This is a genomic window from Rhodobacter sp. Har01 (assembly GCF_020564565.1).
Classification (GTDB): Bacteria; Pseudomonadota; Alphaproteobacteria; order Rhodobacterales; family Rhodobacteraceae; genus Pseudogemmobacter.
Map to the genome: position 1 here is coordinate 521,128 of NZ_JAJCTD010000001.1, position 25,640 is coordinate 546,767.

At 66.8% G+C, this 25,640-nt stretch carries 22 protein-coding genes and 1 pseudogene; 18 read left to right on the forward strand and 5 right to left on the reverse strand.

The window, feature by feature from the left end:
- Positions 1–80: 80 nt before the first annotated feature.
- The 7 genes from LHP98_RS02515 to LHP98_RS02545 all read left to right on the forward strand — a co-directional run bounded on the left by LHP98_RS02515 (position 81) and on the right by LHP98_RS02545 (position 8,456).
- A complete protein-coding gene (locus LHP98_RS02515) occupies positions 81–1,991 on the forward strand; it encodes a bifunctional 5-dehydro-2-deoxygluconokinase/5-dehydro-2-deoxyphosphogluconate aldolase (protein WP_227250913.1) in 1,911 nt (636 codons plus the stop codon).
- On the forward strand, positions 1,988–3,814 hold the full coding sequence (gene iolD, locus LHP98_RS02520) for a 3D-(3,5/4)-trihydroxycyclohexane-1,2-dione acylhydrolase (decyclizing) (RefSeq protein ID WP_227250914.1): 1,827 nt from the start codon (positions 1,988–1,990) through the stop codon (positions 3,812–3,814). The genes LHP98_RS02515 and iolD overlap by 4 nt, the downstream gene beginning before the upstream one ends.
- 11 nt (positions 3,815–3,825) lie before the next feature.
- Positions 3,826–4,722: a myo-inosose-2 dehydratase gene (gene iolE, locus LHP98_RS02525; RefSeq protein ID WP_227250915.1), complete on the forward strand. Its 897-nt coding sequence runs from the start codon at positions 3,826–3,828 to the stop codon at positions 4,720–4,722.
- Positions 4,723–4,782: 60 nt separating this feature from the next.
- Positions 4,783–5,598 carry a 5-deoxy-glucuronate isomerase gene (gene iolB / locus LHP98_RS02530; RefSeq protein ID WP_227250916.1) on the forward strand — a complete coding sequence of 272 codons (816 nt, stop codon included), beginning with the start codon at positions 4,783–4,785 and terminating at the stop codon, positions 5,596–5,598.
- Between the two features lie 43 nt (positions 5,599–5,641).
- On the forward strand, positions 5,642–6,667 hold the full coding sequence (locus LHP98_RS02535; protein WP_227250917.1) for a sensor histidine kinase: 1,026 nt from the start codon (positions 5,642–5,644) through the stop codon (positions 6,665–6,667).
- A gap of 356 nt (positions 6,668–7,023) precedes the next feature.
- Entirely contained in the window at positions 7,024–7,209 is a 186-nt protein-coding gene (locus LHP98_RS02540; protein WP_227250918.1) for a hypothetical protein, read from the forward strand.
- Positions 7,210–7,328: 119 nt separating this feature from the next.
- The gene (locus LHP98_RS02545; protein ID WP_227250919.1) at positions 7,329–8,456 is read left to right on the forward strand and encodes a TIR domain-containing protein; all 1,128 of its coding nucleotides are present in this window, start codon (positions 7,329–7,331) and stop codon (positions 8,454–8,456) included.
- A 27-nt stretch (positions 8,457–8,483) separates the two neighbouring features.
- Here LHP98_RS02545 and LHP98_RS02550 read toward each other — a convergent pair whose 3' ends face one another.
- Both LHP98_RS02550 and LHP98_RS02555 read right to left on the reverse strand, forming a co-directional pair.
- Positions 8,484–9,425 (reverse strand): nucleoside hydrolase, encoded by a 942-nt coding sequence (locus tag LHP98_RS02550; RefSeq protein ID WP_227250920.1) that lies wholly within the window; start codon positions 9,423–9,425, stop codon positions 8,484–8,486.
- 86 nt (positions 9,426–9,511) lie between these two features.
- Complete coding sequence (locus LHP98_RS02555) at positions 9,512–10,516, reverse strand: Fe(3+) ABC transporter substrate-binding protein (protein ID WP_227250921.1); 1,005 nt, start codon at positions 10,514–10,516, stop codon at positions 9,512–9,514.
- A 159-nt stretch (positions 10,517–10,675) separates the two neighbouring features.
- Here LHP98_RS02555 and LHP98_RS02560 point away from each other — a divergent pair, with 159 nt between their 5' ends.
- Together LHP98_RS02560 and LHP98_RS02565 are read left to right on the forward strand one after the other, a co-directional pair.
- The gene (locus tag LHP98_RS02560; protein WP_227251536.1) at positions 10,676–12,478 is read left to right on the forward strand and encodes an ABC-F family ATP-binding cassette domain-containing protein; all 1,803 of its coding nucleotides are present in this window, start codon (positions 10,676–10,678) and stop codon (positions 12,476–12,478) included.
- Positions 12,479–12,673: 195 nt separating this feature from the next.
- Positions 12,674–13,270: an outer membrane protein gene (locus tag LHP98_RS02565; RefSeq protein WP_227250922.1), complete on the forward strand. Its 597-nt coding sequence runs from the start codon at positions 12,674–12,676 to the stop codon at positions 13,268–13,270.
- A 24-nt stretch (positions 13,271–13,294) separates the two neighbouring features.
- Here the strand turns inward: LHP98_RS02565 and LHP98_RS02570 are convergent, their stop codons facing one another.
- Complete coding sequence (locus LHP98_RS02570; RefSeq protein ID WP_227250923.1) at positions 13,295–13,771, reverse strand: hypothetical protein; 477 nt, start codon at positions 13,769–13,771, stop codon at positions 13,295–13,297.
- 57 nt (positions 13,772–13,828) lie between these two features.
- Positions 13,829–15,217, reverse strand: coding sequence for a pyridoxal phosphate-dependent decarboxylase family protein (locus tag LHP98_RS02575; RefSeq protein ID WP_227250924.1), 1,389 nt, complete (start codon positions 15,215–15,217; stop codon positions 13,829–13,831).
- A gap of 115 nt (positions 15,218–15,332) precedes the next feature.
- Here LHP98_RS02575 and LHP98_RS02580 point away from each other — a divergent pair, with 115 nt between their 5' ends.
- The 5 genes from LHP98_RS02580 (at position 15,333) to LHP98_RS02600 (ending at position 20,797) form a co-directional block, all read left to right on the forward strand.
- Positions 15,333–15,953, forward strand: a complete 621-nt coding sequence (locus LHP98_RS02580; RefSeq protein WP_227250925.1) for a DUF6778 family protein — start codon at positions 15,333–15,335, stop codon at positions 15,951–15,953.
- A gap of 179 nt (positions 15,954–16,132) precedes the next feature.
- Positions 16,133–17,731 (forward strand): cysteine--tRNA ligase, encoded by a 1,599-nt coding sequence (cysS, locus tag LHP98_RS02585; protein ID WP_227250926.1) that lies wholly within the window; start codon positions 16,133–16,135, stop codon positions 17,729–17,731.
- The gene (gene cimA / locus LHP98_RS02590) at positions 17,728–19,356 is read left to right on the forward strand and encodes a citramalate synthase (RefSeq protein ID WP_227250927.1); all 1,629 of its coding nucleotides are present in this window, start codon (positions 17,728–17,730) and stop codon (positions 19,354–19,356) included. The genes cysS and cimA overlap by 4 nt, the downstream gene beginning before the upstream one ends.
- Complete coding sequence (locus LHP98_RS02595; protein ID WP_227250928.1) at positions 19,353–20,042, forward strand: class I SAM-dependent methyltransferase; 690 nt, start codon at positions 19,353–19,355, stop codon at positions 20,040–20,042. The genes cimA and LHP98_RS02595 overlap by 4 nt, the downstream gene beginning before the upstream one ends.
- Positions 20,039–20,797, forward strand: coding sequence for a squalene/phytoene synthase family protein (locus LHP98_RS02600; protein WP_227250929.1), 759 nt, complete (start codon positions 20,039–20,041; stop codon positions 20,795–20,797). Before LHP98_RS02595 ends, LHP98_RS02600 begins: the two co-directional genes overlap by 4 nt.
- Positions 20,798–20,807: 10 nt before the next feature.
- Here the strand turns inward: LHP98_RS02600 and LHP98_RS02605 are convergent, their stop codons facing one another.
- Complete coding sequence (locus LHP98_RS02605) at positions 20,808–21,920, reverse strand: endonuclease/exonuclease/phosphatase family protein (RefSeq protein WP_227250930.1); 1,113 nt, start codon at positions 21,918–21,920, stop codon at positions 20,808–20,810.
- Positions 21,921–22,163: 243 nt separating this feature from the next.
- Here LHP98_RS02605 and ccmE point away from each other — a divergent pair, with 243 nt between their 5' ends.
- The 4 genes and pseudogenes from ccmE to argS all read left to right on the forward strand — a co-directional run bounded on the left by ccmE (position 22,164) and on the right by argS (position 25,632).
- Positions 22,164–22,649: a cytochrome c maturation protein CcmE gene (gene ccmE, locus LHP98_RS02610; RefSeq protein WP_227250931.1), complete on the forward strand. Its 486-nt coding sequence runs from the start codon at positions 22,164–22,166 to the stop codon at positions 22,647–22,649.
- Between the two features lie 89 nt (positions 22,650–22,738).
- A pseudogene (locus LHP98_RS02615) lies at positions 22,739–23,352 on the forward strand (holin-associated N-acetylmuramidase).
- Entirely contained in the window at positions 23,343–23,837 is a 495-nt protein-coding gene (locus tag LHP98_RS02620; protein ID WP_227250932.1) for a holin family protein, read from the forward strand. Before LHP98_RS02615 ends, LHP98_RS02620 begins: the two are co-directional and overlap by 10 nt.
- 52 nt (positions 23,838–23,889) lie before the next feature.
- Positions 23,890–25,632, forward strand: coding sequence for an arginine--tRNA ligase (gene argS / locus LHP98_RS02625; protein WP_227250933.1), 1,743 nt, complete (start codon positions 23,890–23,892; stop codon positions 25,630–25,632).
- Positions 25,633–25,640: the final 8 nt, after the last annotated feature.

Below are 25,640 nucleotides of genomic sequence, written 5' to 3' on the forward strand. Positions count from 1 at the left end.
CCGCTTTCCTTGCGGGCGGGAATGGAATATTTGTTCCATGGGTCCGGGTCTGGCGTGACCGGGGCCGGGGAGGGCCAAGCATGAAGACGCTCGATGTCATCACCATCGGCCGGTCCTCGGTCGACCTTTACGGCGCGCAGGTCGGCGGGCGGCTGGAGGACATGGGGTCGTTCCAGAAATACATCGGCGGCAGCCCCTGCAACATGGCGGCCGGCACCGCCCGGCTGGGGCTGAAGTCGGCGCTGATCACCCGCGTCGGGGATGAGCACATGGGCCGCTTCATCCGCGAGGAACTGGCGCGCGAAGGGGTGGACGTGCGCGGAGTCAGGACCGACCCCGAGCGGCTGACCGCGCTGGTGCTGCTGGGCATCCGCGATGACAAGCAGTTCCCGCTGATCTTCTACCGCGAGAACTGCGCCGACATGGCGCTGTGCGAGGACGACATCGACGAAGGCTTCATCGCCGAGGCCCGCGCGGTGGTGGCGACCGGCACCCACCTTTCCCACCCGCGGACCGAGGCGGCCGTGCTGAAGGCGCTGACGCTGGCCCGCAAGCACGGTGCCCGGACGGCGCTGGACATCGATTACCGGCCCAACCTCTGGGGGCTGGCCGGGCATGGCGCGGGCGAAAGCCGGTTCATCGAAAGCGCTGAGGTGACGGCCAGATTGCAGGCAACGCTGGCGCTGTTCGACCTGATCGTCGGCACGGAAGAGGAGTTCCACATCGCCGGCGGCACGACCGACACCATCGCGGCCTTGCGGGCGGTGCGGGCGGTTTCGGGGGCGACGCTGGTGTGCAAGCGCGGCCCGATGGGGGCGGTGGCCTTCACCGGGGCGATCCCCGACACGTTGGACGAGGGGCTGAGCGGCCCCGGCTTTCCGATCGAGGTGTTCAATGTGCTGGGCGCCGGCGACGGTTTTATGTCCGGCCTGCTGAAGGGCTGGCTGGACGGCGAAGCCTGGCCGGTGGCGCTGAAGTACGCCAATGCCTGCGGGGCCTTTGCGGTGTCGCGCCACGGCTGCACCCCTGCCTATCCCAGCTGGGACGAACTGCAGTTCTTCCTGGCCCGCGGCGTGAAGGAACGCGCCCTGCGCAAGGACGCGGCGCTGGAGCAGGTGCATTGGGCGACCAACCGGCACGGCGACTGGTCCACCATGCGGGTCTTCGCCTTCGACCACCGGATGCAGCTTGAGGCGATGGAGGGTTCCACGCCGGAAAAGATAAGCACGTTCAAGGGTCTGTGCCTGAAAGCTGCGATCATGGTTCAGGACGGGAAGCCCGGCTATGGCATCCTTTGCGACAGCCGCCTGGGCCGCGAGGCGCTGTGGGCCGCCGCCGGCACGGGGCTGTGGATCGGCCGGCCGGTGGAATGGCCGGGGTCGCGGCCGCTGACGCTGGAGCCGGAGTTGGGCCCCGATTTCGGCGGCCTGCAGGAATGGCCGCTGGGCCATGTTGTCAAGGTGCTGTGCTTCTGCCACCCCGACGACGACGACGCGGCGATGCGGGCGGAGCAGGAGGCGACGGTCGTCCGCCTGTTCCACGCCTGCCGCCGCAACCGGCTGGAAATGCTGCTGGAACTGATCCCCTCCAAGGTTGGTCCGGTGACCGAGGACACCACCCCGGCGCTGATCCGGCGGTTCTATGCCTTGGGCGTCTTCCCCGACTGGTGGAAGCTGGAGCCCTTTGCGACCGAGGCGGCCTGGCGAAAGGCCTGCGCGGCGATCATAGAGAACGACAGCCATGTGCGCGGCGTGGTGGTGCTGGGGCTGGATGCCGGCGAAGATGCCTTGAGGGAATCGCTGACGCTGGCGGCGCGGCACGATCTGGTGAAGGGCTTCGCCATCGGCCGGACGATCTTTGGCCAAGCGGCGCGGGCCTGGATGACGGGTGCGATGAGCGACGAACAGGCGGTGGCCGAAATGGCCGGGACATACGCGCGGCTGTGCCGGGTCTGGGACGAGGCGCGGGCCAAGAAGGAGAGTGCGGCATGAAGACGATCCGTTTGACCGCCGCCCAGGCGATGATGCGCTGGCTTTCGGTGCAACAGGCTGAGGACGGCGGGCGCTTCATCGAGGGGGTCTGGGCGATTTTCGGCCATGGCAACGTGGCTGGCATCGGCGAGGCCTTGCATGCCCACCGGGACGTCTTGCCCACCTGGCGCGGCCACAACGAACAGACCATGGCGCATGCGGCCATCGCCTATGCCAAGACGATGAAGCGGCGCAAGGCGATGGCGGTGACCTCCTCGATCGGGCCGGGGGCGACCAACATGGTGACGGCGGCGGCGCTGGCGCATGTGAACCGGCTTCCGGTGCTGTTCATTCCCGGCGACGTCTTCGCCAGCCGCGCGCCCGACCCGGTGCTGCAGCAGATCGAGGATTTCGACGACGCGACCGTTTCGGCAAACGACTGCTTTCGCCCGGTGGTGCGCTACTTCGACCGGATTTCCCGGCCCGAACACCTGCTGACCGCGCTGCCCCGCGCGTTCCGGGTGATGACGGACCCGGCGAATTGCGGGCCGGTCTGCCTGGCCTTCTGCCAGGACACCCAGGCGGAAGCCTATGATTACCCTGTGGAGTTCTTTGCCCCCCGGGTTTGGCACATCCGCCGGCCCGAACCGGACGCGCGCGAGTTGGCGGCAGCGGTTGCGGCGATCAAGGCGGCGAAGCACCCGCTGATCGTGGCGGGGGGCGGGGTGGTCTATTCCGGGGCGGAACAGACGCTGATCGACTTCGCCAAGGCGCACAACATGCCTGTCGTGGAAACCCAGGCCGGCAAGGGCGCGGTCGACTGGGAGGAGCCGCTGAACTTCGGCGCGCCGGGGGTGACCGGCACCGGCTGCGGCAACAGGCTGGCGGCCAAGGCGGACCTGGTGATCGGCGTCGGCACGCGGTTCCAGGACTTTACCACCGGGTCGTGGACGGTGTTCTCGGCCCCCGGCCGCAAGCTGTTGTCGATCAACATCCACGGCTACGACGCTGCGAAGAAAGGCGCGCAGGCGCTTGTCTGCGATGCGAAAATCGCGCTGGAGAGGATCGGGGGGGCACTGGGGGGGCACCGCTTCGCCTCGCCCGATTTCACCGCCCGCGAGCAGTGGTATCGCACCACGGATGCGCTGTTTGCGGCGCCGAAGGGCAACGCGTTGCCGACCGACGCGCAGGTGATCGGCGCGGTCCAGCGCAACGCCGGCAAGACCAGCCTGGTGATGTGCGCGGCGGGCACCATGCCGGGGGCCTTGCAAGTTCTGTGGCGCGCGGCGCCGGGCGGCTATCACATGGAATACGGCTATTCCTGCATGGGATACGAGGTGGCCGGCGCCCTGGGCATCAAGATGGCCGCGCCGGACCGCGACGTGATCTGCATGGTCGGTGACGGCAGCTACCTGATGGCCAACTCCGAACTGGCAACCGCGGTGATGATGGCCATTCCCTTCACCGTGGTCCTGACCGACAACCGCGGCTATGGCTGCATCAACCGGTTGCAGCAGGCCACCGGGGGCGCGCCGTTCAACAACATGCTGGACGACAGCCACCATGTGAACCCCTCGGCCATCGACTTTGCCGGCCATGCCCGCAGCCTGGGAGCGAATGTCGTCAAGGCCGGCGGGATTGCCGAGCTTGAGGCGGCGATGCAGGCCGCGAAGGGCGCCACCGTGCCGACCGTGATCGTGATCGACACCGACGCCGGCCCGGGAACGGGCGCGGGCGGCGCCTGGTGGGACGTGGCAGTGCCCGAGGTCTCGGGGCGCGAGCAGGTGCGCGAGGCGCGCAAGGACTATGAAAGCCACACCGCCCGGCAACGGCTGGTGAACTGAGGGAAGCGAAGATGATCCTGTTCGGAACCAACCCCATCGCCTGGGCCAACGACGACGACCAGACCATCGGCGCCGACATCCCGACCGCGCGCATCCTGGATGAGGCCGGGCGGCAGATCGGGTTCGACGGCATCGAGAACGGCCACCGCTGGCCAGACGACCCCGAGGAATTGCGCGCCCTTCTGGTGGGTTACGGGCTGAAGTTCATCTCGGGCTGGTATTCGACGAAACTGCTGGTGCGCTCGGTCGAAGACGAGATCGCGGCCTGCCAGGCGCATCTGGCCAAGCTGAAGCACAACGGCTGCCAGGTGATGATTGTCTGCGAGACTTCGAACGCCATCCACGGCAACCCGACGCGCCCGGTGAATCTGCGGCCGGTGCTGTCGGCCGAGGAGATGGCGGCCTTCGGTGCGAAGCTTGAGTCCTTTGCGGCGTATCTGGCCGGGCAGGGCGTGACGCTGGTCTACCATCACCACATGGGCACCATTGTCGAAAGCCCCGAAGAGATCGACGCGCTGATGGCGGCAACCGGGCCGGCGACGCATCTGCTGTTCGACGCCGGCCATTGTGCGTTCGGCGGCGGCGATCCGGTGGCGGTGCTGGAAAAGCACGTCGGCCGGGTGCGGCACTTCCACGCCAAGAACACCCGACCGGCGGTGACGGCGCGGGTGCGCAAGGAGGGGCTGTCGTTTCTGCAGGGCGTGCTGGCGGGGGCCTTCACCGTGCCAGGCGACCAGGAGGGCGGCGTGGACTTTGCGCCCTTGCTGAAGATCCTCAAGGGCGCGGGCTATGACGGCTGGATCGTGATCGAGGCTGAGCAGGACCCCAGGCTGCGCAATCCCCTGTTGTATCAGACCCTGGGGCTGGCGACGCTGAGGCGGCTGGCGCACGAGGCCGGATTGACTTGACGGAAACGGCCGGGGGCGCTGCCCCCGGACCCCCGGGATACTTGGGCAGAGAGGAAGGCCATGGCCGATTTGCTGCGGAAACCTTCGGGCGTGCGGGGTAGGGTGCATGACATCACCCCCGAAGGCGCCGGCTGGGGCTATGTGGGCTTTTCGCTGTATCGGCTGGCGCCGGGGGACGTGGCGGAGGAGGCGACCGGAGATCGCGAGATGATCCTGGTGCTGGTCGAGGGCAAGGCGCGGGTGACCGGGGCGGGGCAGGACTGGGGGGTTCTGGGCGCGCGGATGGATGTCTTCGACAAGACGCCGCCACATTGTCTGTATCTGCCGAACGGGGTGGCATGGCGGGCGGAGGCGACCACGCCTTGCACGCTGGCGGTCTGTTCAGCGCCCGGCAGGGGCAGGCATCCGGCGCGGCGGTTGGGGCCGGAAGGGATTGCCCTGACCCAGCGGGGGACGGGGGCCAACACCCGCTTCGTCAACAACATCGCGATGGAGGCTCTGGACGTGGCCGACAGCCTCTTGGTGACCGAGGTCTTCACGCCGGCGGGAAACTGGTCAAGTTATCCGTCGCATCGCCATGACAAGGACGATTTCCCGCACATGACCTATCTGGAAGAGACCTATTATCATCGGCTGAACCCGCCCCAGGGGTTCGGGATGCAGCGGGTCTATACCGAGGACGGCGCGCTGGACGAGTGCCTGGCGGTGAAATGCCATGACGTGGTGCTGGTGCCGAAGGGGCATCATCCTTGCGGTGCTCCCTACGGCTACGAGATGTATTACCTGAACGTCATGGCCGGACCATTGCGGAAATGGCGGTTCCAGAATGACCCCGACCACGACTGGATCGCCCGGCGCGACACCCCCGGCGTCTGAGCCGGGGCTTGCCCTGCGGACCCTGGCCGCGCTAGGGGAAGCCATGCCCGAGCTTGCCGAAATCCTGGAGGCCCTGCCTTTGCCTGCCCTGGCGGTGGACCGCAGGGACCGGCTGGTCGCCGCCAATGCCGCGGCGCTGGCGCTGCTGACGGCGGGGTCGGTCGGGCGTCCGCTGGCCCTGGCAATCCGGGCGGCCGACCTGCTGGCGGGGGTGGCCGAGGTGATGGCAGGGGCGCCGGCGCGGGACCTGCGGTTGCGGCTGGGGCGCGACGGGGCCGAGCATGTCTTTGCGGTCACGCTGGCAGGCCTGGGCGAAGGCGAAGGGCGGCAGGTGCTGGTGACCTTTCGCGACACCAGCGCGGAAGAGGTGGCCGAGGCGATGCGGCGCGACTTCGTGGCCAACGTCAGCCACGAGCTGCGCACACCGCTGACGGCACTGCTGGGGTTCATTGAGACGCTGCAAGGCCCGGCGCGCGAAGACCCGGCGGCGCGCGAGCGGTTCCTGGCCACCATGGCGCGCGAGGCGGGGCGGATGAACCGGCTGGTGCGCGACCTGTTGCAGCTGAGCCGGGTCGAGGCCGAGGAACGGGTGCGCCCGCGCGAGCCGGTGGACCTGCTGGGGGTCCTGGCCTCGGTCCGCGCGACCTTGCGGCCGGTGGCCGAGGGGCTGGGGTCCGAGGTGCGGATCGAGGCGCCGGAGGGGCGGGTGACGGTTCCGGGGGACCATGACCAGCTGGTGCAGGTGTTCTCGAACCTGATCGAGAACGGGCTGAAATACGGGGCGGCGGGGCAGGCGGTGCGGGTCACGGTCCGCCGCGAGGCCAGCCTGCGGGGGCCGGCGGTTCGGGTCGAGGTGGCCGACCGGGGCGAGGGGATCGACCCGGTCCACCTGCCGCGCCTGACCGAGCGGTTCTACCGGGTCGACAGCCACCGCAGCCGGGAAAAGGGCGGGACGGGGCTGGGGCTGGCCATCGTCAAGCATATCGTGGCCCGGCACCGGGGCTGGCTTCGGATCGAGAGCGTGAAGGGGGAGGGGTCCACCTTCATCGTGATCCTGCCGGAGGGGTGAGGATGGGGTGTCCCATGATGGGACACCTTCCGGCCGAAAGGAATTCAAGGGGTTACGAGAGCGTTTTAGGGATTTGTTAAGGTTTGGGGGTGGTTGGGGCTGACTCGAAGGGCGAGGGGAGCCGGTTCCCGGTGGTGCTGCCGCTGGGGAGAGGTGGGGGCCGCAAGGGACTCCGTCTGTCCACGGTGGACATTTTCGGATTATGATTTGGAAGCAAAGAGTTGGGCGTGGGTTTTGGGGGGGTTTGTTAAGGGGGTGGCTAATGGAGGGTGTGCATTCATTGCGCACCTTGCTTTAGGCGTCGGTTGGGCTTGCTTGGCCGAGGTCCCGCAGGCGGTTGGCGGTGAAGGTGCGCAATGAATGCACATCCTACGATGACGCGGGCCGCACAGCGCATCGGCATCGCGGTGGTCCTGGTGCAGGCGAAGGACGAGGCCGCGCGGGCGTGGTATCTGGCACAGGCGGAGTGGCTGGAGTTCCCGGCGGGGAGCAGAACGTCGTGGTTGCCGGCGGCAGTTGTCACTGTGCTAGCGATTGAATAGTTTACGTATTGAGACGGGCCTTTCAATGGTAGGAGCATATGAAATGGACAATACTCTAGGCGACGTCTGCAGTTTTCTTGTCCAGGTGGTCAGAATTTAACCGGAGGGTCCAGGTTTCTATGAAGTTGCACGAGGAGCTATTTTCAATTGCTGAACGTTTAGAAGGCGCTGCAACAGATGAAGCTCTGAAAAATGCCGAGCCAGCCTTAGAGAAACTTGAAAAAGCCGCTACGGAAGCAGGACGAGCCTTCTCGGGCTCATGGCAGGGTTATCACGCTAACGTGTACTACAAGGGCCTTCAGCCCCCGCCTCCGGGGGCACACTTCAGCCAAGAGTGGGGGCTATTGCACACTTTCGGCAGCCTTGGCAGCAAAGGAGATTGGGAGGAACAGGACCCAATAAAGCTGGCTTCTGAACTGCGAAAGAAAGCTGGAAAACCAGATATGGCGGAAATTCTTGCTGCGTCACAGTCTGCAATTGATAGCTTTAAGGATGCAAAATCAGAGATAGAATCTATTCTTGCTTCTGCCGATACGCGAGGCACAGATCAATTCCTGAGCAAGCTTCGCGGTGAACTAGAGAAGATTGAACCAATGACGGCCGGGGATGTCGTTCAATCTTGGGCGCCAACAGGTACGATTATGACCAGAGACACAGTCACCTTTGGGCAGGGAACCAGGGTGCCTCCTCACAAAGTAATCCTAGCGGAAGTTGCCTCAATTCGACATAGCTTCGGAATTTGTGCTTCAGCTGCAAAGATCGCTTGGAAAGCAGGCTCTCACATGGAACGCACACAGAAGAACGAAGTGCGTCAGGCTCGCATTGGCACAAATGTCTTTATAGGGCATGGTCGCTCTCCTTTATGGAGAGAGCTTAAGGACTTTGTGCAGGATCGCCTTCATCTGCCATGGGATGAATTCAACAGAGTTCCAGTCGCTGGTGTAACCAACCAAACGCGTCTATCAGAGATGCTGGATGCAGCGGCCATCGCCTTCGTAATAATGACAGCGGAAGATGAAACAGCCGAAGGCGCGATGCAAGCGCGGATGAACGTGATACACGAAGTTGGCCTTTTCCAAGGAAGATTGGGCTTTACAAGAGCGATTGTCCTGCTTGAAAGCGGTTGCACGGAGTTTAGCAACATACAGGGTTTGGGGCAAATTCGGTTTCCAACTGGAAACATCGGCGCTTGCTTTGAAGAGGTTAGGCGCGTTCTTGAGCGAGAGGGGCTCGCCGAATCCGCGTGATTCAAGCAAATTGCGTCCGCTGCCCCCTCACAACCTCCCCAACCGCTCCGTCAGCAGCCTATAAAACCCCTCCCGGTCCACGCCTCCCATGAACAGCGCGTTCGGGGTGCGGTCCGTCACCCGCCACCAGTCGGCGACGGTCATGCCGAGGGTGAGTTCGGAGCCCGTCTCGATTTCCACGTTGATGTGGCGGCCGGTGAAGAGGGCGGGGTCGAGGAGGTAGGCGATCACGGTGGGGTCGTGCAGCGGCGCGCCCTGGCTGCCGTATTTGGCGGTGTCGAAACGTTCGAAGAAATCGGTCCAGGAGGCGACGGCCTGGCCGACGGGGGTGCCGAGGCTGCGCATCCCTTCCACCCAGTCGCGCGAGGTCAGGGCCTTGTGGGTGACGTCCAAAGGCATCACCACCAGCGGCACGCCGGAGCGGAACACGATGTCGGCGGCTTCGGGGTCGACGTAGATGTTGAACTCGGCCGCGGGGGTGACATTGCCGCCCTCGAAACAGCCGCCGCCCATCAGGACGATCTCGGCCACGCGAGGGACGATGTCGGGGGCGCGGGTGAAGGCGGTGGCGATGTTGGTGAGGGGGCCAAGCGGGCAGAGGGTGACGCTGCCGGGGGGTTCGCGGCGCAGGGTGTCGATCAGGACATCGACGGCGTGGGCGGGTTGCAGGGGCATCGTCGGGTCGGGCAGGGGGATGCCGTCGAGGCCGGTCTTGCCGTGGACGTATTCGGCGGTGACCAGCTTGCGGCGCAGGGGCGCGTCGCAGCCGGCGAAGACGGGGATCTCGGTCCGGCCGGCCAGTTCGCAGACCTTGCGGGCGTTGATTTGGGTCAGCGCCAGCGGCACGTTGCCGGCAACGGCGGTGAGGCCCAGCACCTGCAGTTCGGGCGAGGCCAGTGCAAGCAGGATCGCCACGGCGTCGTCCTGGCCGGGGTCGGTGTCGATGATGATCTTGCGGGGGTGTTTCATGTGGCGTTTCCTTGTGCGGGGCGAGGAAAGCCGAAGGGCCGCGGCTTGTCCAGCCTGCGGCCCCGGGATTGGCGCGTGGCCCTGGATCAGCCGTCGAAATCGACCGTCTCGACCAGCTTCACCGCCGCCGGGCGGAACCCGGCGATTTCGGCCAGGGATTTGGAATCCTGGGTGAAGTCGCCCCAGCCGGCGACCAGTGCCGACCGTTCGACGCCCGGTTTCGCGGGGTATTCGTTGTTGGTCTCGGCATAGATCTTCTGCGCCTCGTCGCTGGCCAGCCATTCCATGAACTTCAGCGCGGCGTCGTGGTTGGGGGCGGATTTGGTCATCGCCACGCCCGAGATGTTCACATGGGTGCCGTCGCCTTCGAACACCGGGAACAGGATGCGGACGGTTTCCGCCGCCGGGGCCTGTTCGGGGTCGGCCAGCATCTGGCCGATGTAATAGGTGTTGCCGATGGCGATATCGCATTCGCCGGCGGCGATGGCCTTGACCTGGTCGCGGTCGCCGCCTTCGGGTTTGCGCGCGAGGTTGGCCTTCAGGCCTTCCAGCCAGGTCTGGGTGGCCTCTTCGCCGTGGTGGGTGATCATCGCGGCGGTCAGTGCGACGTTGTAGTCCGACAGGCCCGAGCGGGTGCAGATGCGGCCTTTCCATTTCGGATCAGCGAGGTCTTCGTAGCTGGTCACCTCGCCATCCGCCACGCGGTCCTTCGAGGCATAGACGATGCGGGCGCGGGTGGTCAGGCCGAACCAGTGGCCGGCCGGGTCGCGCAGGGTGGCAGGGATGGCGGCATCCAGCACCGGAGAGGTGACGGGTTGGGTCACGTCGGCCTCGACGATCTGCATCAGGCGGGCGATGTCGACGGTCAGCACCAGGTCGGCGGGCGAGCGGTCGCCCTCGGCCACCAGACGCTCGGCCATGCCTTTGTCGATGAAGGCGACGTTGACCGCGATGCCGGTCTCAGCCGTGAAGGCATCGACCAGCGGCTGGATCAGTTCCGGCTGGCGATGGGAATAGACGTTGATCTCATCCGCCAGGGCGGGCAGGGCAGTGGCCAGCAGGGCCGCGAGGGCGGTCAGGCGCAGGGTCATGGTTGACTCCTTTGGTCAGGTTTTGTCGGGTCGGTAAAACATGACTTGGGCACGCGGGTCAATGCCTGACAGCTTTGGTCGGATATTTTGCCGCGCTGCGGTCGCTGCTGCCCCGCAGCGGACGTTGACGTCGGCCGCTTGCGCGCGTACCTCGCCGGCATGGCCCGCGCACCCCTTCTGCAACTGAATTCCATCTCGCTGACCTTTGGCGGCACCCCGGTCTTCGACGACCTCTCGCTGGTCTTGCAGCCGGGCGACCGGGTGGCGCTGGTCGGCCGCAACGGCAGCGGCAAGTCCACCCTGATGAAGGTGATGGCGGGCCTGACCGACCCCGACCGCGGCGAGCGCATCGTGCCGCAGGGCGTGACGGTGGGCTACATGGAGCAGGACCCCGACCTTTCCGGCTATGCCACCCTGGGCGATTTCGCCGCCTCTGCCTTGCCGGAGGGCGAGTCCTACCGACTGGCGGTCGTCGCCGAAGGGCTGAAGTTCGACCCCGCCACGCCGGTTGCCACCGCCTCGGGCGGCGAACGCCGGCGCGCGGCGCTGGCCAAGCTGCTGGCCGAGGCGCCCGAGCTGATGCTGCTGGACGAGCCGACGAACCATCTCGACATCCAGGCGATCGAATGGCTGGAAGAGGAACTGTCGGCCACGAAAGCCGCCTTCGTGCTGATCAGCCACGACCGCGCCTTCCTCCGCGCGCTGACCCGGGCGACGCTGTGGATCGACCGCGCCCAGCTGCGCCGCCGCGACGCTGGCTTCGATGGCTTCGAGGATTGGCGCGAAACCATCTGGGCCGAAGAGGACGAGGCCCGCCACAAGCTGGACCGCAAGATCAAGGCCGAGGCGAAATGGGCCGTCGAAGGCATCAGCGCGCGGCGGAAACGCAACATGGGCCGGGTCCGCGCCTTGCAGTCGCTGCGCGCCGAGCGGGCCGCGCAACTGCGCCGGCAGGGCACCGTAGCGCTGGCCCTGGAGAGCGGCCCGACCTCGGGCAAACGGGTGATCGAGGCGAAAGCGCTGAGCAAGTCCTTTGGCGACAGGACCATCGTGACCGGCTTCAGCCTGCGCGTGCTGCGCGGCGACCGGGTTGCCTTCGTGGGACCAAACGGAGTTGGGAAAACAACTCTTATCAGGATGTTGACAGGCGAAGTTCAACAGGATTCCGGGACCGTCGAGCTGGGCACGAACCTGGAGATTGCGGTGTTCGACCAGACCCGCGCCGCGCTAGACCCTGAGGCCACGCTGTGGGAAAGCCTGACCGGCGATCCGGGCCTTGGGGTCTCGGGGGCATCGGACCAGGTGATGGTGCGCGGCGTGCCGCGGCATGTCGTTGGTTATCTGAAAGACTCACTGTTTACCGAACTTCAGGCCCGCGCCCCGGTGAAATCTCTGTCCGGCGGCGAGAAGGCCCGGCTGCTGTTGGCAAAGATCATGGCGCGGCCGTCGAACCTTTTGATCCTGGACGAGCCGACCAACGATCTTGACGTGGAAACCCTTGATCTGCTTCAGGAAACGCTGGGAGACTTTGACGGCACCGTGCTGCTGGTCAGCCACGACCGCGACTTCATCGACCGGGTGGCCACGGTCACCGTGGCGATGGAAGGCGATGGCCGGGCGACGGCCTATCCGGGCGGGTGGTCGGACTATGCCGCGCAACGCCCGGCCCCGGTGCAGGCGCCCCACATGCCACCGGCCCGACGCAAGGAAGAGCCGAAAACAGAAGCAAGATCAAAAGCTTCTGGTCTGACCTTCAGTGAACGCAAACGGTTCGGGGAATTGCCCGCGCTGATGGACCGTCTGCAGGCCGAGATTGCCAGGCTGAGCGAATTCCTTGCCCAGCCCGAGTTGTTCACGCAGGAGCCAGTCAAGTTCCGCAAGGCCTCAGAAGGGCTGGCCGAGCGCCAGGCCGCCCTGCATGCGGCCGAGGAGGAGTGGCTGCTTCTTGCCGACCGGGCCTGAGGCGCGGGAACCGGCCGAACCCCGCCGGTTCGGCCGGTCGCACACGGCAGGCCTTGGCCGGCGGCCCACACGGGCGGTCAAGCGCGCGTGAGCGGCGGTTGTTTCCGAGGGGTTCCACGCCAGGTGTTCAGAACGACACCGCGCTTCCCGGCTTGCCGGGTGTCCGGGGTTGTCTCAGGAAAACAGGAGAACTCCATGAAAACTATCGCAGTAATTCTTGCCGCTTCGGTCCTTGCCATGCCCGCCTTCGCCGGCGGACCGACGACCCCCGAATACGAACCCGAAGTGGCGCCGATGCCGGCCCCGGTGATGTCCTCTTCGGCTGACTGGTCCGGGTTCTATGCCGGCGCGCAGCTGGGCTTTGCCGACGTCGGCTCGAACGGCGGCGGGCTGGACGGCGACGGCATGCTGGGCGGCGTCCATGCCGGCTATCGCTGGGACCTTGGCAACACCGTGCTGGGGGTCGAGGGCGACTTCGACACCGCCGACATCGAGCTTGGCGGCGGCGCCGGCAGTTTGGATAGCGTATCGCGCCTCAAACTGATCGGCGGCGCCGATCTTGGCCGGACCCTGATCTATGCCACGGGCGGCATGGCCTGGGCGAAAGCGACTGTTGGCGCGGCCGATCTGTCCGACAACGGCTACTTCCTGGGTGCAGGGATGGACTACGCCCTGACCGACCGCTGGTCGGTCGGCGGTGAAGTGCTGGGTCACAAGTTCGACGACTTCGATGGCTCGGGCGTGGACCTCGACGCGACCACGGTCAAGGCGAAGGTCTCGTTCAGCTTCTGATCCGGTGGTCTGGGGCGCCTGCTCTCAGGGGCAGGCGCCCGCCGCAACCGGCGGCAGAAGGAACACCCGGTCGTCACCGGACGTGCCTGATATCTCGACGAAATCCTGATTCCCCTCAAACCCGATTCCGGCCCGCGTCAGGGTCATCCGCACCGCCCCGTTCGGGCGCGGCTCAAGCACGAAGCTGCCGGCATCGCCTTCCATCTGGCAAAACAGGTGATCGGCCTCATTCTCGCAGTAGGCGACGCCCTGAAAGCGTTCGGCCGTGCCGCGCAAGCCGACGGCGACGCGCAGCGCCACATAGCGCTGATGGCCGGCCTCTGGCGCCCAGGGCCCCAGGGCGATCTGCCTTACCCGTTGCGCCGGGTGGCTGGCCAGATGGCTGAGTGTGTATTGCCGCAGGTAACATGAGGAATCTGTCGGAAACATCTGATCGCGCGGCGATTTCGCTACGGCGGGTGTGGCGGCAAGCAGAACGGCGAGGGCAAGGAATCGGGTCATTTCGGATCTCCGGGCCGGCATGTCGCAAGCTGGCCTGTGGCCGGCCCGCAAGGCAAGTCAGATTTCGCGCATCAACTCGGCCACCACCGCCGGAATGGCCATGACATCCGCGTGCGTGCAGTCGAATTGCCCGACTTGCACCCGGATGACATAGGCCCCCCGGTGCCGGGTCTGCGTCAGGTAGATGCGGCCATCGTCGTTGATCCGCTGCAGCAGCCGCTCGGTGGCCGTGTCCGACCCCAGGCGGAAGGTGAAGAGTGACAGAGAAGGCTCTGTCACGATTTCGATTCCCGGCATTGCGCGCAAGCGGTCGCAGGCCTCGCGCGCCCAGGCTACATGGTTGCGGATGCGCGCCCGCAGCCCGTCCAGCCCATAGGCGCGCAGGGTGAACCACAGCTTCAACGCGCGGAACCGGCGGCCCAGGGGCACCGTCCATTCGTTGAAGTTGACGATTTCCTCGCGCCCCGCGGTCTCAAGATAGCTGGGCCGCAGCCCCAAGGTTCGCACCTGCGGCCCGGGGTCGCGCAGGAACTGCACCGCGCAGTCGAACTGCACGCCGAGCCATTTGTGCGGGTTGAAGATGATCGAACCGGCCTGTTCAATTCCGGCCCACAAGGCCCTGAATTCCGGACAGATCATGGCCGAACCCGCCCAGGCCGCATCGACATGTACCGGCAGCCCTTCGCCCTGCGCCACGGCGATGCAATCGGCGATGCGGTCGAAGGCGCCGACGCTGGTGCCGCCGGCGCAAAGCACCACCCCCGCTGGCATCATTCCCGCCGCCCGGTCCGCGGCAATCGCCCCGGCCAGAGCGTCCGGCTTCATCGACAGGCTGGCATCGGTGGGCACCTTGACCAGGTTCGCCTGGCCGATCCCGGCGATGCGCACCGCCTTGTCCACCGAGGAATGGGTCTCGGCGCTGGCATAGATCCGCAGTCTGGGAGAGCTTGAAAGACCCTCCGCAAGGCCTTGCCAATCCAACGCTTTTTCGCGCATCGTCAAGACCGCCGACAGGGTGGCCGTGGTGGCGGAATCGTGGATCGTCCCGGTGAAGGCTGCGGGCAGGCCCAAGGCCTGCGCCAGCCAGCCGATCATGCCCTGCTCGATTTCGGTCGCTGCGGGCGAGGTCTGCCACAGCATCGCCTGTGCCGCCATGGCATTGGCCAGTTGTTCGGCCAGCATCGAGGCCGGGCTGGCATTGGCCGGGAAATAGGCAAAGAACCGCGGGTGCTGCCAATGCGTCATGCCTCCGGGCACGATGCGTTCGAAGTCGGCCCAGATGGTTTCCATCGGTTCGGCCGCCTCGGGTGGGGCGACGGGCAGGCGGGCCGCCACCTCACCCGGAACCAGCGGCGCCCGCACCGGCCGGTCGCGCAGGGACGCGTGGTAGTCGGCCGCCCAGTCCGCCGCCCGTTTCGACCAGTTGCGCAGCTCTTCGTGATCCATGTCGGCACTCCTTCGCCGTGCCTGTGATCCTGCGGCGGCAATCTCTCGTCAACCCTTGAGCGCTAGACTAAAATACGGCGGGGTCGCGTGCCCGCGCCAACTGGTCAGGTTCCGCATGCCGCAGTCGCGTCGCCATTTCCTTTTCGCCGGTCTTGCCGCGGCGGGCCTTGCCGCCGGCTGCGTCGGGGGCGGTTTTCGCACCGCCTATGACGCGCCGGTGCCGGCCGATCTGGCGGCGGGCTGGCGGCTGGCGGGCGTGCGCGTCGACGTGCCCGACAGCCTGACCGTGAGCGAACAGAAATCCTACCTGCCGCGGGCCGATATCGTCTGGCGCGAAGACCCGCCCGGCGACCGCCGCGCCCAGGTGGCGGCGATTCTGAAGGCCGCCGCAACCCGGGGGGCCGCCGGCCTGCGCGGCAGCCGCCCGGTCACGCTGGAGCTGACCGTGAGCCGCTTCCACGCCTTGACGTTCGAGGCCGAGCAGCGGTTCGACCAGGCCGGCGTGCACAACATCGGCTTCACCGCCCGGGTGCTGGATGCCTCGGGCGCCGTGGTCTACGGCCCGACTGAGGTGGAGGCCTCGCTTCCCGCCCTGTCGGGCGATGAGATGCGGGCCGCCCGGGCAAGGGGCGAGACGCAGAAATCGCAGATCAGCGCCCATGTCGCGGCCACCATCGCCGGCTGGCTGGGCCTTGGCGCCGATCCGCGCGGGACCTTCGCACGCTCGGGCGGCTGACGGCATCTTTTCCATTGGCGACGGGGCGAAAGGGCGCTATGTCCGCCGGCATGACGACGTTGCGCAACATCCGCATCTGCTGCATTACCCGCTGACTTCGGTCGCGCGGGCGCTTCGTCTTGTCCATGACAAAGCCAGGGCCCCGCGCGGGAATGCCGCGTGCCAAAGGCTATGGACCCATGGTGACGATCCGCCTGACCAACTCGAAGACCCGCCGGAAGGAAGAGTTCGTTCCTCTCGAACCCTCGAATGTGCGGATGTATGTCTGCGGCCCCACCGTCTATGACCGCGCGCATCTGGGCAACGCCCGCCCGGTGGTGGTGTTCGACGTGCTCTACCGGCTCCTGCGCCACGTCTACGGGGCCGGGCATGTAACCTATGTCCGCAACTTCACCGACGTCGACGACAAGATCAACGCCGAGGCATTGCGGCGGCAGAAGGCCGGCCGCCCCGAGACGCTGGAAGCGCTGATCCATGAGCGGACCGAGGAAACCATTGCCTGGTATCACGCCGACATGGACGCCCTGGGCGCCCTGCGGCCCGACCATGAGCCGCGGGCGACGGAATTCATCGGCGCGATGGTGTCGATGATCGAAGGGCTGATCGCCAAGGGCCACGCCTATGCCGTGGAAGGGCACGTGCTGTTCCGGGTGCGGTCCTATGCCGAGTATGGCGCGCTGTCGGGGCGGTCGGTCGATGACATGATCGCCGGCGCCCGGGTCGAGGTCGCGCCGTACAAGGAAGACCCGATGGACTTCGTGCTGTGGAAGCCCTCGGACCAAGGCTTGCCCGGCTGGGATTCCCCTTGGGGCCGCGGCCGCCCGGGCTGGCACATCGAATGCAGCGCCATGGCCTACGAGTTGCTGGGCGAGAGCTTCGACATCCACGGCGGCGGGCTGGACCTGCAATTCCCCCATCACGAGAACGAAATCGCCCAAAGCGCCTGCGCCCACCCGCATGGGAGTTTCGCCAAGGTCTGGCTCCACAACGAGATGCTGCAGGTCGAGGGCAAGAAGATGTCCAAGTCCCTGGGCAACTTCTTCACGGTGCGGGATTTGCTGGAGCAGGGCATCCCCGGCGAGGTGATCCGCTTCGTGCTGCTGATGACGCACTATCGCAGCCCAATGGACTGGCGCCGCAGAGCCGCAAGTGATGCGAAGAAGGAGCTTAGGCGGTGGTGGTTTGCAACCGAAGACGTCAAAGCCAGATTACCCGTCGACGGAGAGGTTGTCGAAGCTCTGGCCAACGATTTGAATACTTCTGATGCAATCAAGCGCCTTCGCGATCTGTATAAAGCGCGCGAATACGAGTTGCTGAAGAGTGCAGCGAACATGATGGGTTTTTTGCTACCAAGTGCCGGAGAATGGTATCGACCCACAGTGGACGACGAGGCCAGATCTTCAATAGAAGCGGTTTTCCATTTGCGTCAGAAGTTTCGACAGCTAAGAGACTACGCCGCATCTGACTATTTGCGAGCAGTTCTGGAAGTCGCAGGAGTCGTGATTTCTGACGGCAAGCAGCCGAGTTGGACTGCCAGTTATGCTGGGCAAGAAAGGGGCTGGAAGAAGCTGCACGATCTCGCCTACGATGGAAGCGGTCGATGGCCTTCGGCTGAGGAAATTGAAGGCCTTTCGAGGAATCGAAATGTGATCGTGACCTCACTCATCGACAATCAGAACAACGTCACTGATGAGTGGAATGTCATGATTAATGACATTCCCGATCGTATTGACATTGGCCTCCTCCAATTGGCGGGTTTCATAGGAGGTCCAGCTTGAAAGATCGCCTCTACCTCTTCGACACCACCCTCCGCGACGGGCAGCAGACCCAAGGGGTGCAGTTCTCGGCCTCGGACAAGACCCAGATCGCCCATGCGCTGGATGCCCTGGGGGTGGATTACATCGAGGGCGGCTGGCCGGGGGCCAATCCGACGGACTCCGAGTTCTTTGCGGCGGCCCCGCGGACTCGGGCGAAGATGACGGCGTTTGGGATGACCAAGCGGGTGGGGCGGTCGGCGGCGAATGATGATGTGCTGGCGGCGGTGCTGAATGCGGGCACGGCAACGGTCTGTCTGGTGGGCAAGACGCATGAGTTTCACGTCTCGACCGCCCTGGGCGTGACGCTGGACGAGAACCGTCAGGCCATTGCCGAAACCTTCCGCCACCTGCGCGCGCTGGGGCGCGAGGCGCTGTTCGATGCCGAGCATTTCTTCGACGGCTACCGGGCCAACCCGGGTTATGCCCTGTCGTGCCTGCGCGCGGCGCTGGACGAGGGCGCCCGCTGGGCCGTGCTCTGCGATACCAACGGCGGCACGCTGCCTTCGGAGGTGGGGCGGATCGTCTCGGAGGTCATCGCCGCGGGCATTCCGGGCGAAGCCCTGGGCATCCACTGCCATGACGACACCGGCAATGCGGTGGCGGGCAGCCTGGCCGCCACCGAGGCCGGGTGCCGGCAGGTGCAGGGCACGCTGAACGGGTTGGGAGAGCGCTGCGGCAACGCCAACCTGACCAGCCTGATCCCGACGCTCTTGCTGAAGGAACCCTATGCCAGCCGGTTCGAGACCGGGGTCAGCGCTGAGGCCCTGCGGGGCCTGCTCAAGACCAGCCGGATTCTGGACGACATTCTGAACCGGGTGCCGCTGCGGTCTGCGCCCTATATCGGCGCATCGGCCTTTGCCCACAAGGCCGGGCTGCACGCCAGCGCCATCCTGAAGGATCCGACCACCTACGAACACATCGACCCCGCCCGCGTCGGCAACGAACGCGTGATCCCGATGTCGAACCAGGCCGGGCAGTCGAACCTGCGGGCGCGGCTGGCGCAGGCCGGCATCGAGGCCGACCCGAAGGACAGCCGCCTCGCGCGCATTCTGGATGTGGTGAAGGAGCGTGAGGACCAGGGCTATGCCTTCGACGGCGCCCAGGCGAGTTTCGAGCTGGTGGCGCGGCGGGAACTGGGGCTGTGCCCCAGCTTCTTCGAGGTCAAGCGCTACCGCGTCACGGTCGAGCGGCGGAAGAACAAGTATGACCGGATGGTCAGCCTGTCCGAGGCCGTGGTGGTGGTCAAGATCGGCGGGCGCAAGGCGATGTCGGTCAGCGACAGCATGGATGGATCGGGACAGGACCGCGGCCCGGTCAACGCCCTGGCCAAGGCGCTGGCCAAGGACCTGGGGCCGTATCAGGCCTGCATCGACGACATGAAGCTGGTCGATTTCAAGGTGCGCATCACCCAGGGCGGCACCGAGGCGGTGACGCGGGTCATCATCGACAGCGAGGACGGGCAGGGGCGGCGCTGGTCAACCGTGGGGGTCAGCCCCAACATCGTGGACGCCAGCTTCGAGGCCCTTCTGGACGCGATCCAGTGGAAGCTGATCCGCGACATCGGCCAGCCGCTCGCCCTGCCATGAGCATTTTCCGCCTGTTCGAGGGGCTGGACCTCTGCGCCCCCGGCGACGCGGCCAGCCTGATGCGGGCCTGCGCCGGGCTGGCGCCCGATGCCGAGGTTCTGGATGCCGGCTGCGGCCGGGGCGCCGACCTGCCGGCGCTGCTGTCGCTGGTCCCGCGGGGCCGGGTGACGGCGGTCGACCTGTCGGAAGCCTTCATCGCCCATGTCCGGGCGCACTTTCCCATGGTCCGGGCCGAGGTGGCCGACATGCTGGACCCGCCGGCCGGCCGCTATGACCTGATCTGGTCCGGCGGGGCCATCTACGGCCCCGGCATCGGGCCGGCGCTGCGGGCCTGGGCGCCCTGCCTTGCCGCGGGCGGGCGGGTGGTCTTCACCGATCTGGTGCTGCGCCGCCCGCAGGTCTCGCCCGAAGTCGCCGCCTTCTTCGCCGAAGACGGCGTGGCGTTGCGCGACGAGGCCGGGCTTGGTGCCGAGATCGCGGCTGCGGGCTGGCGCAGGACGGACGGGTTCTGGCTGCCCGATACGGCCTGGGCCGCCTATTACCTGCCGGTTGAGGCGCGCCTTGACGCGCTGCAGGACGATCCGGAGATGGCCGAGGTGGTGGCTTCCTTCCGCCGCGAGATCGCGCTCTGGCGCCGGCATGGCGGCGAATACGGCTACCTCCTGGCCGTCGCGGTTCCGCAGTGACGCTGGACGCCTGCGCCCGGCTGCTGGAACGCGGCGACCCCGACCGCCTGCTGGCGGTCCGCGCCGCGCCGGCCTGGACGCGCGCGCGGCTGCTGCCGCTATACGCCTTCAACCTTGAGGTTGCCCGCGCACCCTGGGTCACGCAGGAGCCGATGATCGCCGAGATGCGGCTGCAGTGGTGGCGCGACGTGGTGGCCGAAGATGTACCGCCGGCGCATGACGTGGCCGGGCCGTTGCAGGTCCTGATCCGCGAAGCGGGGCTGCCCCAGGCGGTGCTGGACCGCCTGATCGCGGCGCGGCACCACGATGTCTGGCGCGCGCCGTTCGCGGACCATCGCGCCCTTGCGGCCTATGTCGAGGACACCGCGGCCGGGCTGATGTGGCTGGCCGCGCGGGCCTTGGGCGCGCCGGACGGGGCCGAGGTGGCGGTGCGGGCCTATGGCTGGGCGGCCGGGATGGCCAGTTTCCTGCGCGCTGTGCCTGAACTGACCGCGCGGGGGCGGCAGCCCTTGCCCGCCGGGACCGGGGTGGCCGATCTGGCCCTTCAGGGGCTGGCGCGGCTGGCCGAGGCGCGGGCAGGGCGGGCCTTGGTGCCCAAGGCGGTGGCGCCGGCCCTGCTGGCGGGGTGGCAGGCCGAGGGTCTGCTGACCCTGGCGGCGCGCGATCCGGCGGCGGTGCGCGAAGGCCGGCTGCAACTGTCCGAGTTCACCCGGCGCCGCCGGCTGCTGTGGCAGGCCGCAACCGGGCGCTGGTAGGGCCGCGGCCCTAGGTCAGTTCGACCCAGACCGCGTGGTGGTCCGAGGCGGCGTGAATCTCGCGCTCGATCTCGGGATAGGCGTCCCAGTGCCGGGTGCGTTTGCCGGGCCAGGCGCCGCGGCGGAACACCCCGCCCGCCGTCATCCGGGCCCAAAGCGCGTCGGACAGCAGGATGTGGTCGATGTGGTCCGACTTGGCGCCCAGCATTCGGGTGCCGGGACGATCGGGCGGCTGCACCTGCCAGGTCGGGTGGGTGTGGGCCGCGTGCAGGTTCGGGTGGCCGAACAGAGGCGCCAGCGGGGCGCTGTCGGGCGTGTCGTTCATGTCGCCCAGCACCACCACATTCGCCGCCCCCTCGGCCAGCAGCCGCGAGACGTAGCCGGCGACCGCCGTCGCCTCGCGCAGCCGCTTGGCGTCGTTGTCGCGCGGGCTGCCAAAGCCTTTCGACTTGAAATGGCAGGGCAGAACCCAGACCACCTCTCCGGCCGGGGTGGTCACCTGATATTCCGGGCAATCCCGCGAGAACACCGCGCGGACGGGCCGGCCCTCGTTCACATGGCTGCGCATCAGGCCGATGGCATGGCCCGGCCCGGTCAGCAGACCGACGTCGATGCCGCGAGCATCGTTGCCGTCGATCAGCATGATGCTTTCCGCCTTCACCCCGCCGACGGTGGCCAGCAGATCGTCGTTGAAGGCCATCAGCGCGGTGCGGTTCTCGGCCTCGATCACGGTCAGGATGTCGGCCCGCAGGTCGCGAATCACCTGGGCCGTGTTGCGGATCGCGGTCGCGTTCACCGCCTCGGTCCGCAGTTCGAGCCAGCCGATCCAGTCGGCGCGGCCGTTCGCCACCACATCGACGGTTCCGTCCCGGCGCCGCACGACCAGTTGGCCGCGGTTGCGACGCAAGGTGACGTAGGGGCCCTGATCGCTTGCCAGAAGGTCAAGCTTCGCCATCAGCTCAAGGATGCGCGCCTTGTCGGCATTGCCATAGGCGGGCTGTTCGAGCAGGTCGGTGAGGGCCTTGAAGTCCTCGAGCACCGGGCGGCCGTCCGACCAGTCGGGCAGGTTCATGATCCGGGCACGGTCGAAGAGGTTCTCGACATTGTAGCTGGCGATGCGCATGGGGCTTATCCTGAAGCTAGAAAGACCAAGGTGAAATGCACGCGGGAGTATAGCAAAATCCGCCGCCCAATGCACCCGGCTTGCTGCGGGTTCGCCGGGCCGGAGGTGCGGTCCGGGCCGCCGCGACGGCCGGGCGGCCGTGTCGCGGCCGCGGATCACCTTTCCGAAGGGGGGTTGACCGAGGTCAAGGCATTCCCGATCTAGAGCGGGTCTAGGATCGCTGCGATCTGAAGGAACCCGACCATGACCGGCACCAAGCAGGAATTCCGCGGCCTCAAGGGCCTGAAGAAGCAGCGCCGCATCCAGGTGATCGTGCTGTCCTTCGTGGCGCTGGGGGTGGCGACCGGGTTGATCGGATATGCCATGCGCGACGGCATCAACTTCTACCGCGCTCCGACCGAGGTGGTCGAAAAGCCGCCGTTGCCGGACGAGGTCTTCCGCATCGGCGGTCTGGTCGAGGCGGGCAGTCTCAAGCGCGGCGAGGGCACCACGGTCAGCTTCACGGTGACCGACACCAACAAGAGCGTCCCGGTCGAGTTCACCGGGGTGTTGCCCGACCTGTTTGCCGAAGGCCAGGGCATGATCGCGCTGGGGCAGATGCGGGGCAATGTCTTCGTGGCGCAGGAAGTGCTGGCCAAGCATGACGAGACCTACATGCCCAAGGAAGTGATGGAGAGCCTGAAAGAGCAGGGTGTCTATCGCGATCCGGTCGCCAAGCCCGGCAGCTGAGGCGATCCTGCGCGCGCCGGGGCCAGCCGGCGTTAAGGATTTGCTGACAGATTTCCCCGCCAAGCATGGGCTGACCGGGGAACATCCGAATGACATCCGTCAAGGACATTGCCGAGGAAATCGTCGCCCGCGAGGGCGGTTTCGTGAACGACAAGGACGACCCGGGCGGGGCGACCAACCACGGGGTGACCATCGGCACCCTGCGCCGGCTGGGCATCGACGTGAACCGCGATGCCCGCATCGACGTGGCCGATGTGCGCGCCCTGAGCCGGCCGCAGGCGGTGGACATCTACCTGGAGCATTACTTCAAGCGGCCCGGGCTGGCCGCGCTGCCCGAGGCGCTGCAGGCGTCGGTCTTCGACATGTACGTCAATTCGGGCGCCAATGCGGTGAAGATCCTGCAACGGCTGCTGACGCAGATGGGCTATCCCTGCGAGCCGGACGGGGCGATCGGGCCGCGCAGACCATCCGCCAGGCGCAGATGGCCTGGGAGGCGGCGCCGTCGCATCTGGCCGATGCCTACGGGATTGCCCGGCGCAACTATTACTACGCGCTGGCCGATGCGCGCCCCGCCAGCCGCAAGTTCGCGCGCCGGTCGGACGGCGGCAAGGGCGGCTGGATTGTGCGGGCCGAGGCCTTCATCACGCCGAAGTACCACCTGACCGAGGCGCAGCACCGGGCGCGGGTGGCGGCATGGGGGTGATCGGCACGGTCCTCGGCACGCCCGGCGCCGTTGCGGCGCTGGGTGAGGCGGCAAAGGGCGTGGCCGAGGTCTTCACGCCCTCGGCCACCAAGCGGATGGAGCTGTCGGCCGAGGCGCAGATGGCGGCGCTGCGGCAATTGGGCGAGGAATACCAGCACCCGGCGCTGAGCTGGTTCGACCGGCTGGTGAACGGGCTGAACCGGCTGCCGCGCCCCTTCCTGGCCTTCGGCACCATCGGGTTGTTCGTCTATGCGATGGTGGACCCCGAGGCCTTTGTCCACCGCATGGTCGGGCTGAACGCCGTGCCCGAGCCGCTGTGGTGGCTTCTGGGCGCCATCGTCGCCTTCTATTTCGGCGCGCGCGAGACGCATTACTTTCGCAACCGGGCGGTGGTGTCGCCGTTTGCGGCCGGAACCGCGGCGCCATCGGTGCCCGAGGACAACCCTGCACTTGAGGACTGGCGCGCCGGCGGGGCGGGCGCTTGACCTCTTGTGTTGCCTCTGGCAAGGCCAGAGGCAACACAGGGGATTTGATCAGATGAACCTTTTTGCGGAAATCCGCAGCGCGGTGGTGGATGCCCTTGGCCGGATGACGGACGAGGGCCTTTTGCCTTCGGGCCTGGACATGTCGGCGGTGGCGGTCGAGCCGCCGCGCGATGCGGCGCATGGCGACATGGCGACCAATGCGGCGATGGTGCTGGCGCGCGGGGCCGGCAAGCCGCCGCGCGAGATCGCCGAGGCGCTGGCCGCGCAGCTGATGCAGGATCCCAGGATCGAGGGCGCCGATGTGGCCGGGCCGGGGTTCCTGAACCTGCGGCTGGCGCCGGCGGTCTGGCACGGCGTGGTGCGCGACGCGCTGGTGCACGGGCTGAACTACGGCCGGTCGCAATCCGGCGCGGGGCAGAAGGTCAACGTCGAATTCGTCAGCGCCAACCCGACCGGCCCGATGCATGTGGGCCATGTGCGCGGCGCGGTGGTGGGCGATGCGCTGTCGAACCTGCTGGCCTTTGCCGGCTGGGAGGTGACGCGCGAATACTACATCAACGATGGCGGCGCGCAGGTCGATGTGCTGGCGCGGTCGGCCTATGAGCGCTACCGCGAGGCGCATGGGCTGGAGCCGGAGATCCGCGAGGGGCTGTATCCCGGCGACTACCTCATTCCGGTGGGCGAAGCGCTGAAGGCGAAGTATGGCGAAAGCCTGCTGGACAAGGGCGAGCAATTCTGGCTCGCCGAGGTGCGCGATTTCGCCACCGACATGATGATGCAGATGATCCGTGACGACCTGGCGCAGCTGGGCGTGCGGATGGATGTCTACAGCAGCGAGAAGGCGCTGTATGGCACCGGCCAGATCGAGGCCGCGATCGAGACGCTGCGCGGCATGGGCCTGATCTACGAAGGCGTGCTGGAACCGCCCAAGGGCAAGACCCCCGAGGACTGGGAGCCGCGCGAGCAGACGCTGTTCCGCAGCACCGCGCATGGCGATGACGTGGACCGGCCGGTAAAGAAATCCGACGGCGGCTGGACCTATTTCGCCCCCGACATCGCCTATCACCACAACAAGGTGAAGCGCGGCTTCGACCAGTTGATCGACATCTTCGGCGCCGACCACGGCGGTTACGTCAAGCGGATGAAGGCCGCCGTCAGCGCTCTGTCCAATGGCCGGGTGCCGCTGGACATCAAGCTGATCCAACTGGTCAAGCTGTGGAAGAACGGCGAGCCGTTCAAGATGTCCAAGCGCGCCGGCACCTTCGTCACCCTGCGCGACGTGGTCGAGATGGCGGGGGCCGATGTCACCCGCTTCATCATGCTGACGCGCAAGAACGACGTGGCGCTGGACTTCGATTTCGATCGTGTGCTGGAACAGTCGAAGGACAACCCGGTCTTCTATGTGCAATACGCCAATGCCCGGGTGAACAGCCTTCTCAGGAAGGCGCGCGACCTTGGCATCGCGGTGGACGACACCGCGTTGATGGCTTCGGACCTGTCGGAACTGGACCATCCGGCGCAACTGGACCTGGCCAAGAAGATTGCCGAATGGCCGCGCCTGGTGGACATCGCCGCCCGCAACAACGAACCGCACCGGGTGGCGTTCTACCTGTATGAACTGGCCAGCGACCTTCACGCCATCTGGAATGCCGGCAATGACGACCCCGCATTGCGCTTCCTGAGCCACGCCGCGCACAAGACCGCGGCGAAAATCGCCCTGGCCCGGGCCGTGGGCGTTGTCATTTGCACAGGTTTGGGTATCTTGGGCGTGACGCCGGTCGAAGAAATGCGCTGACCAATCAA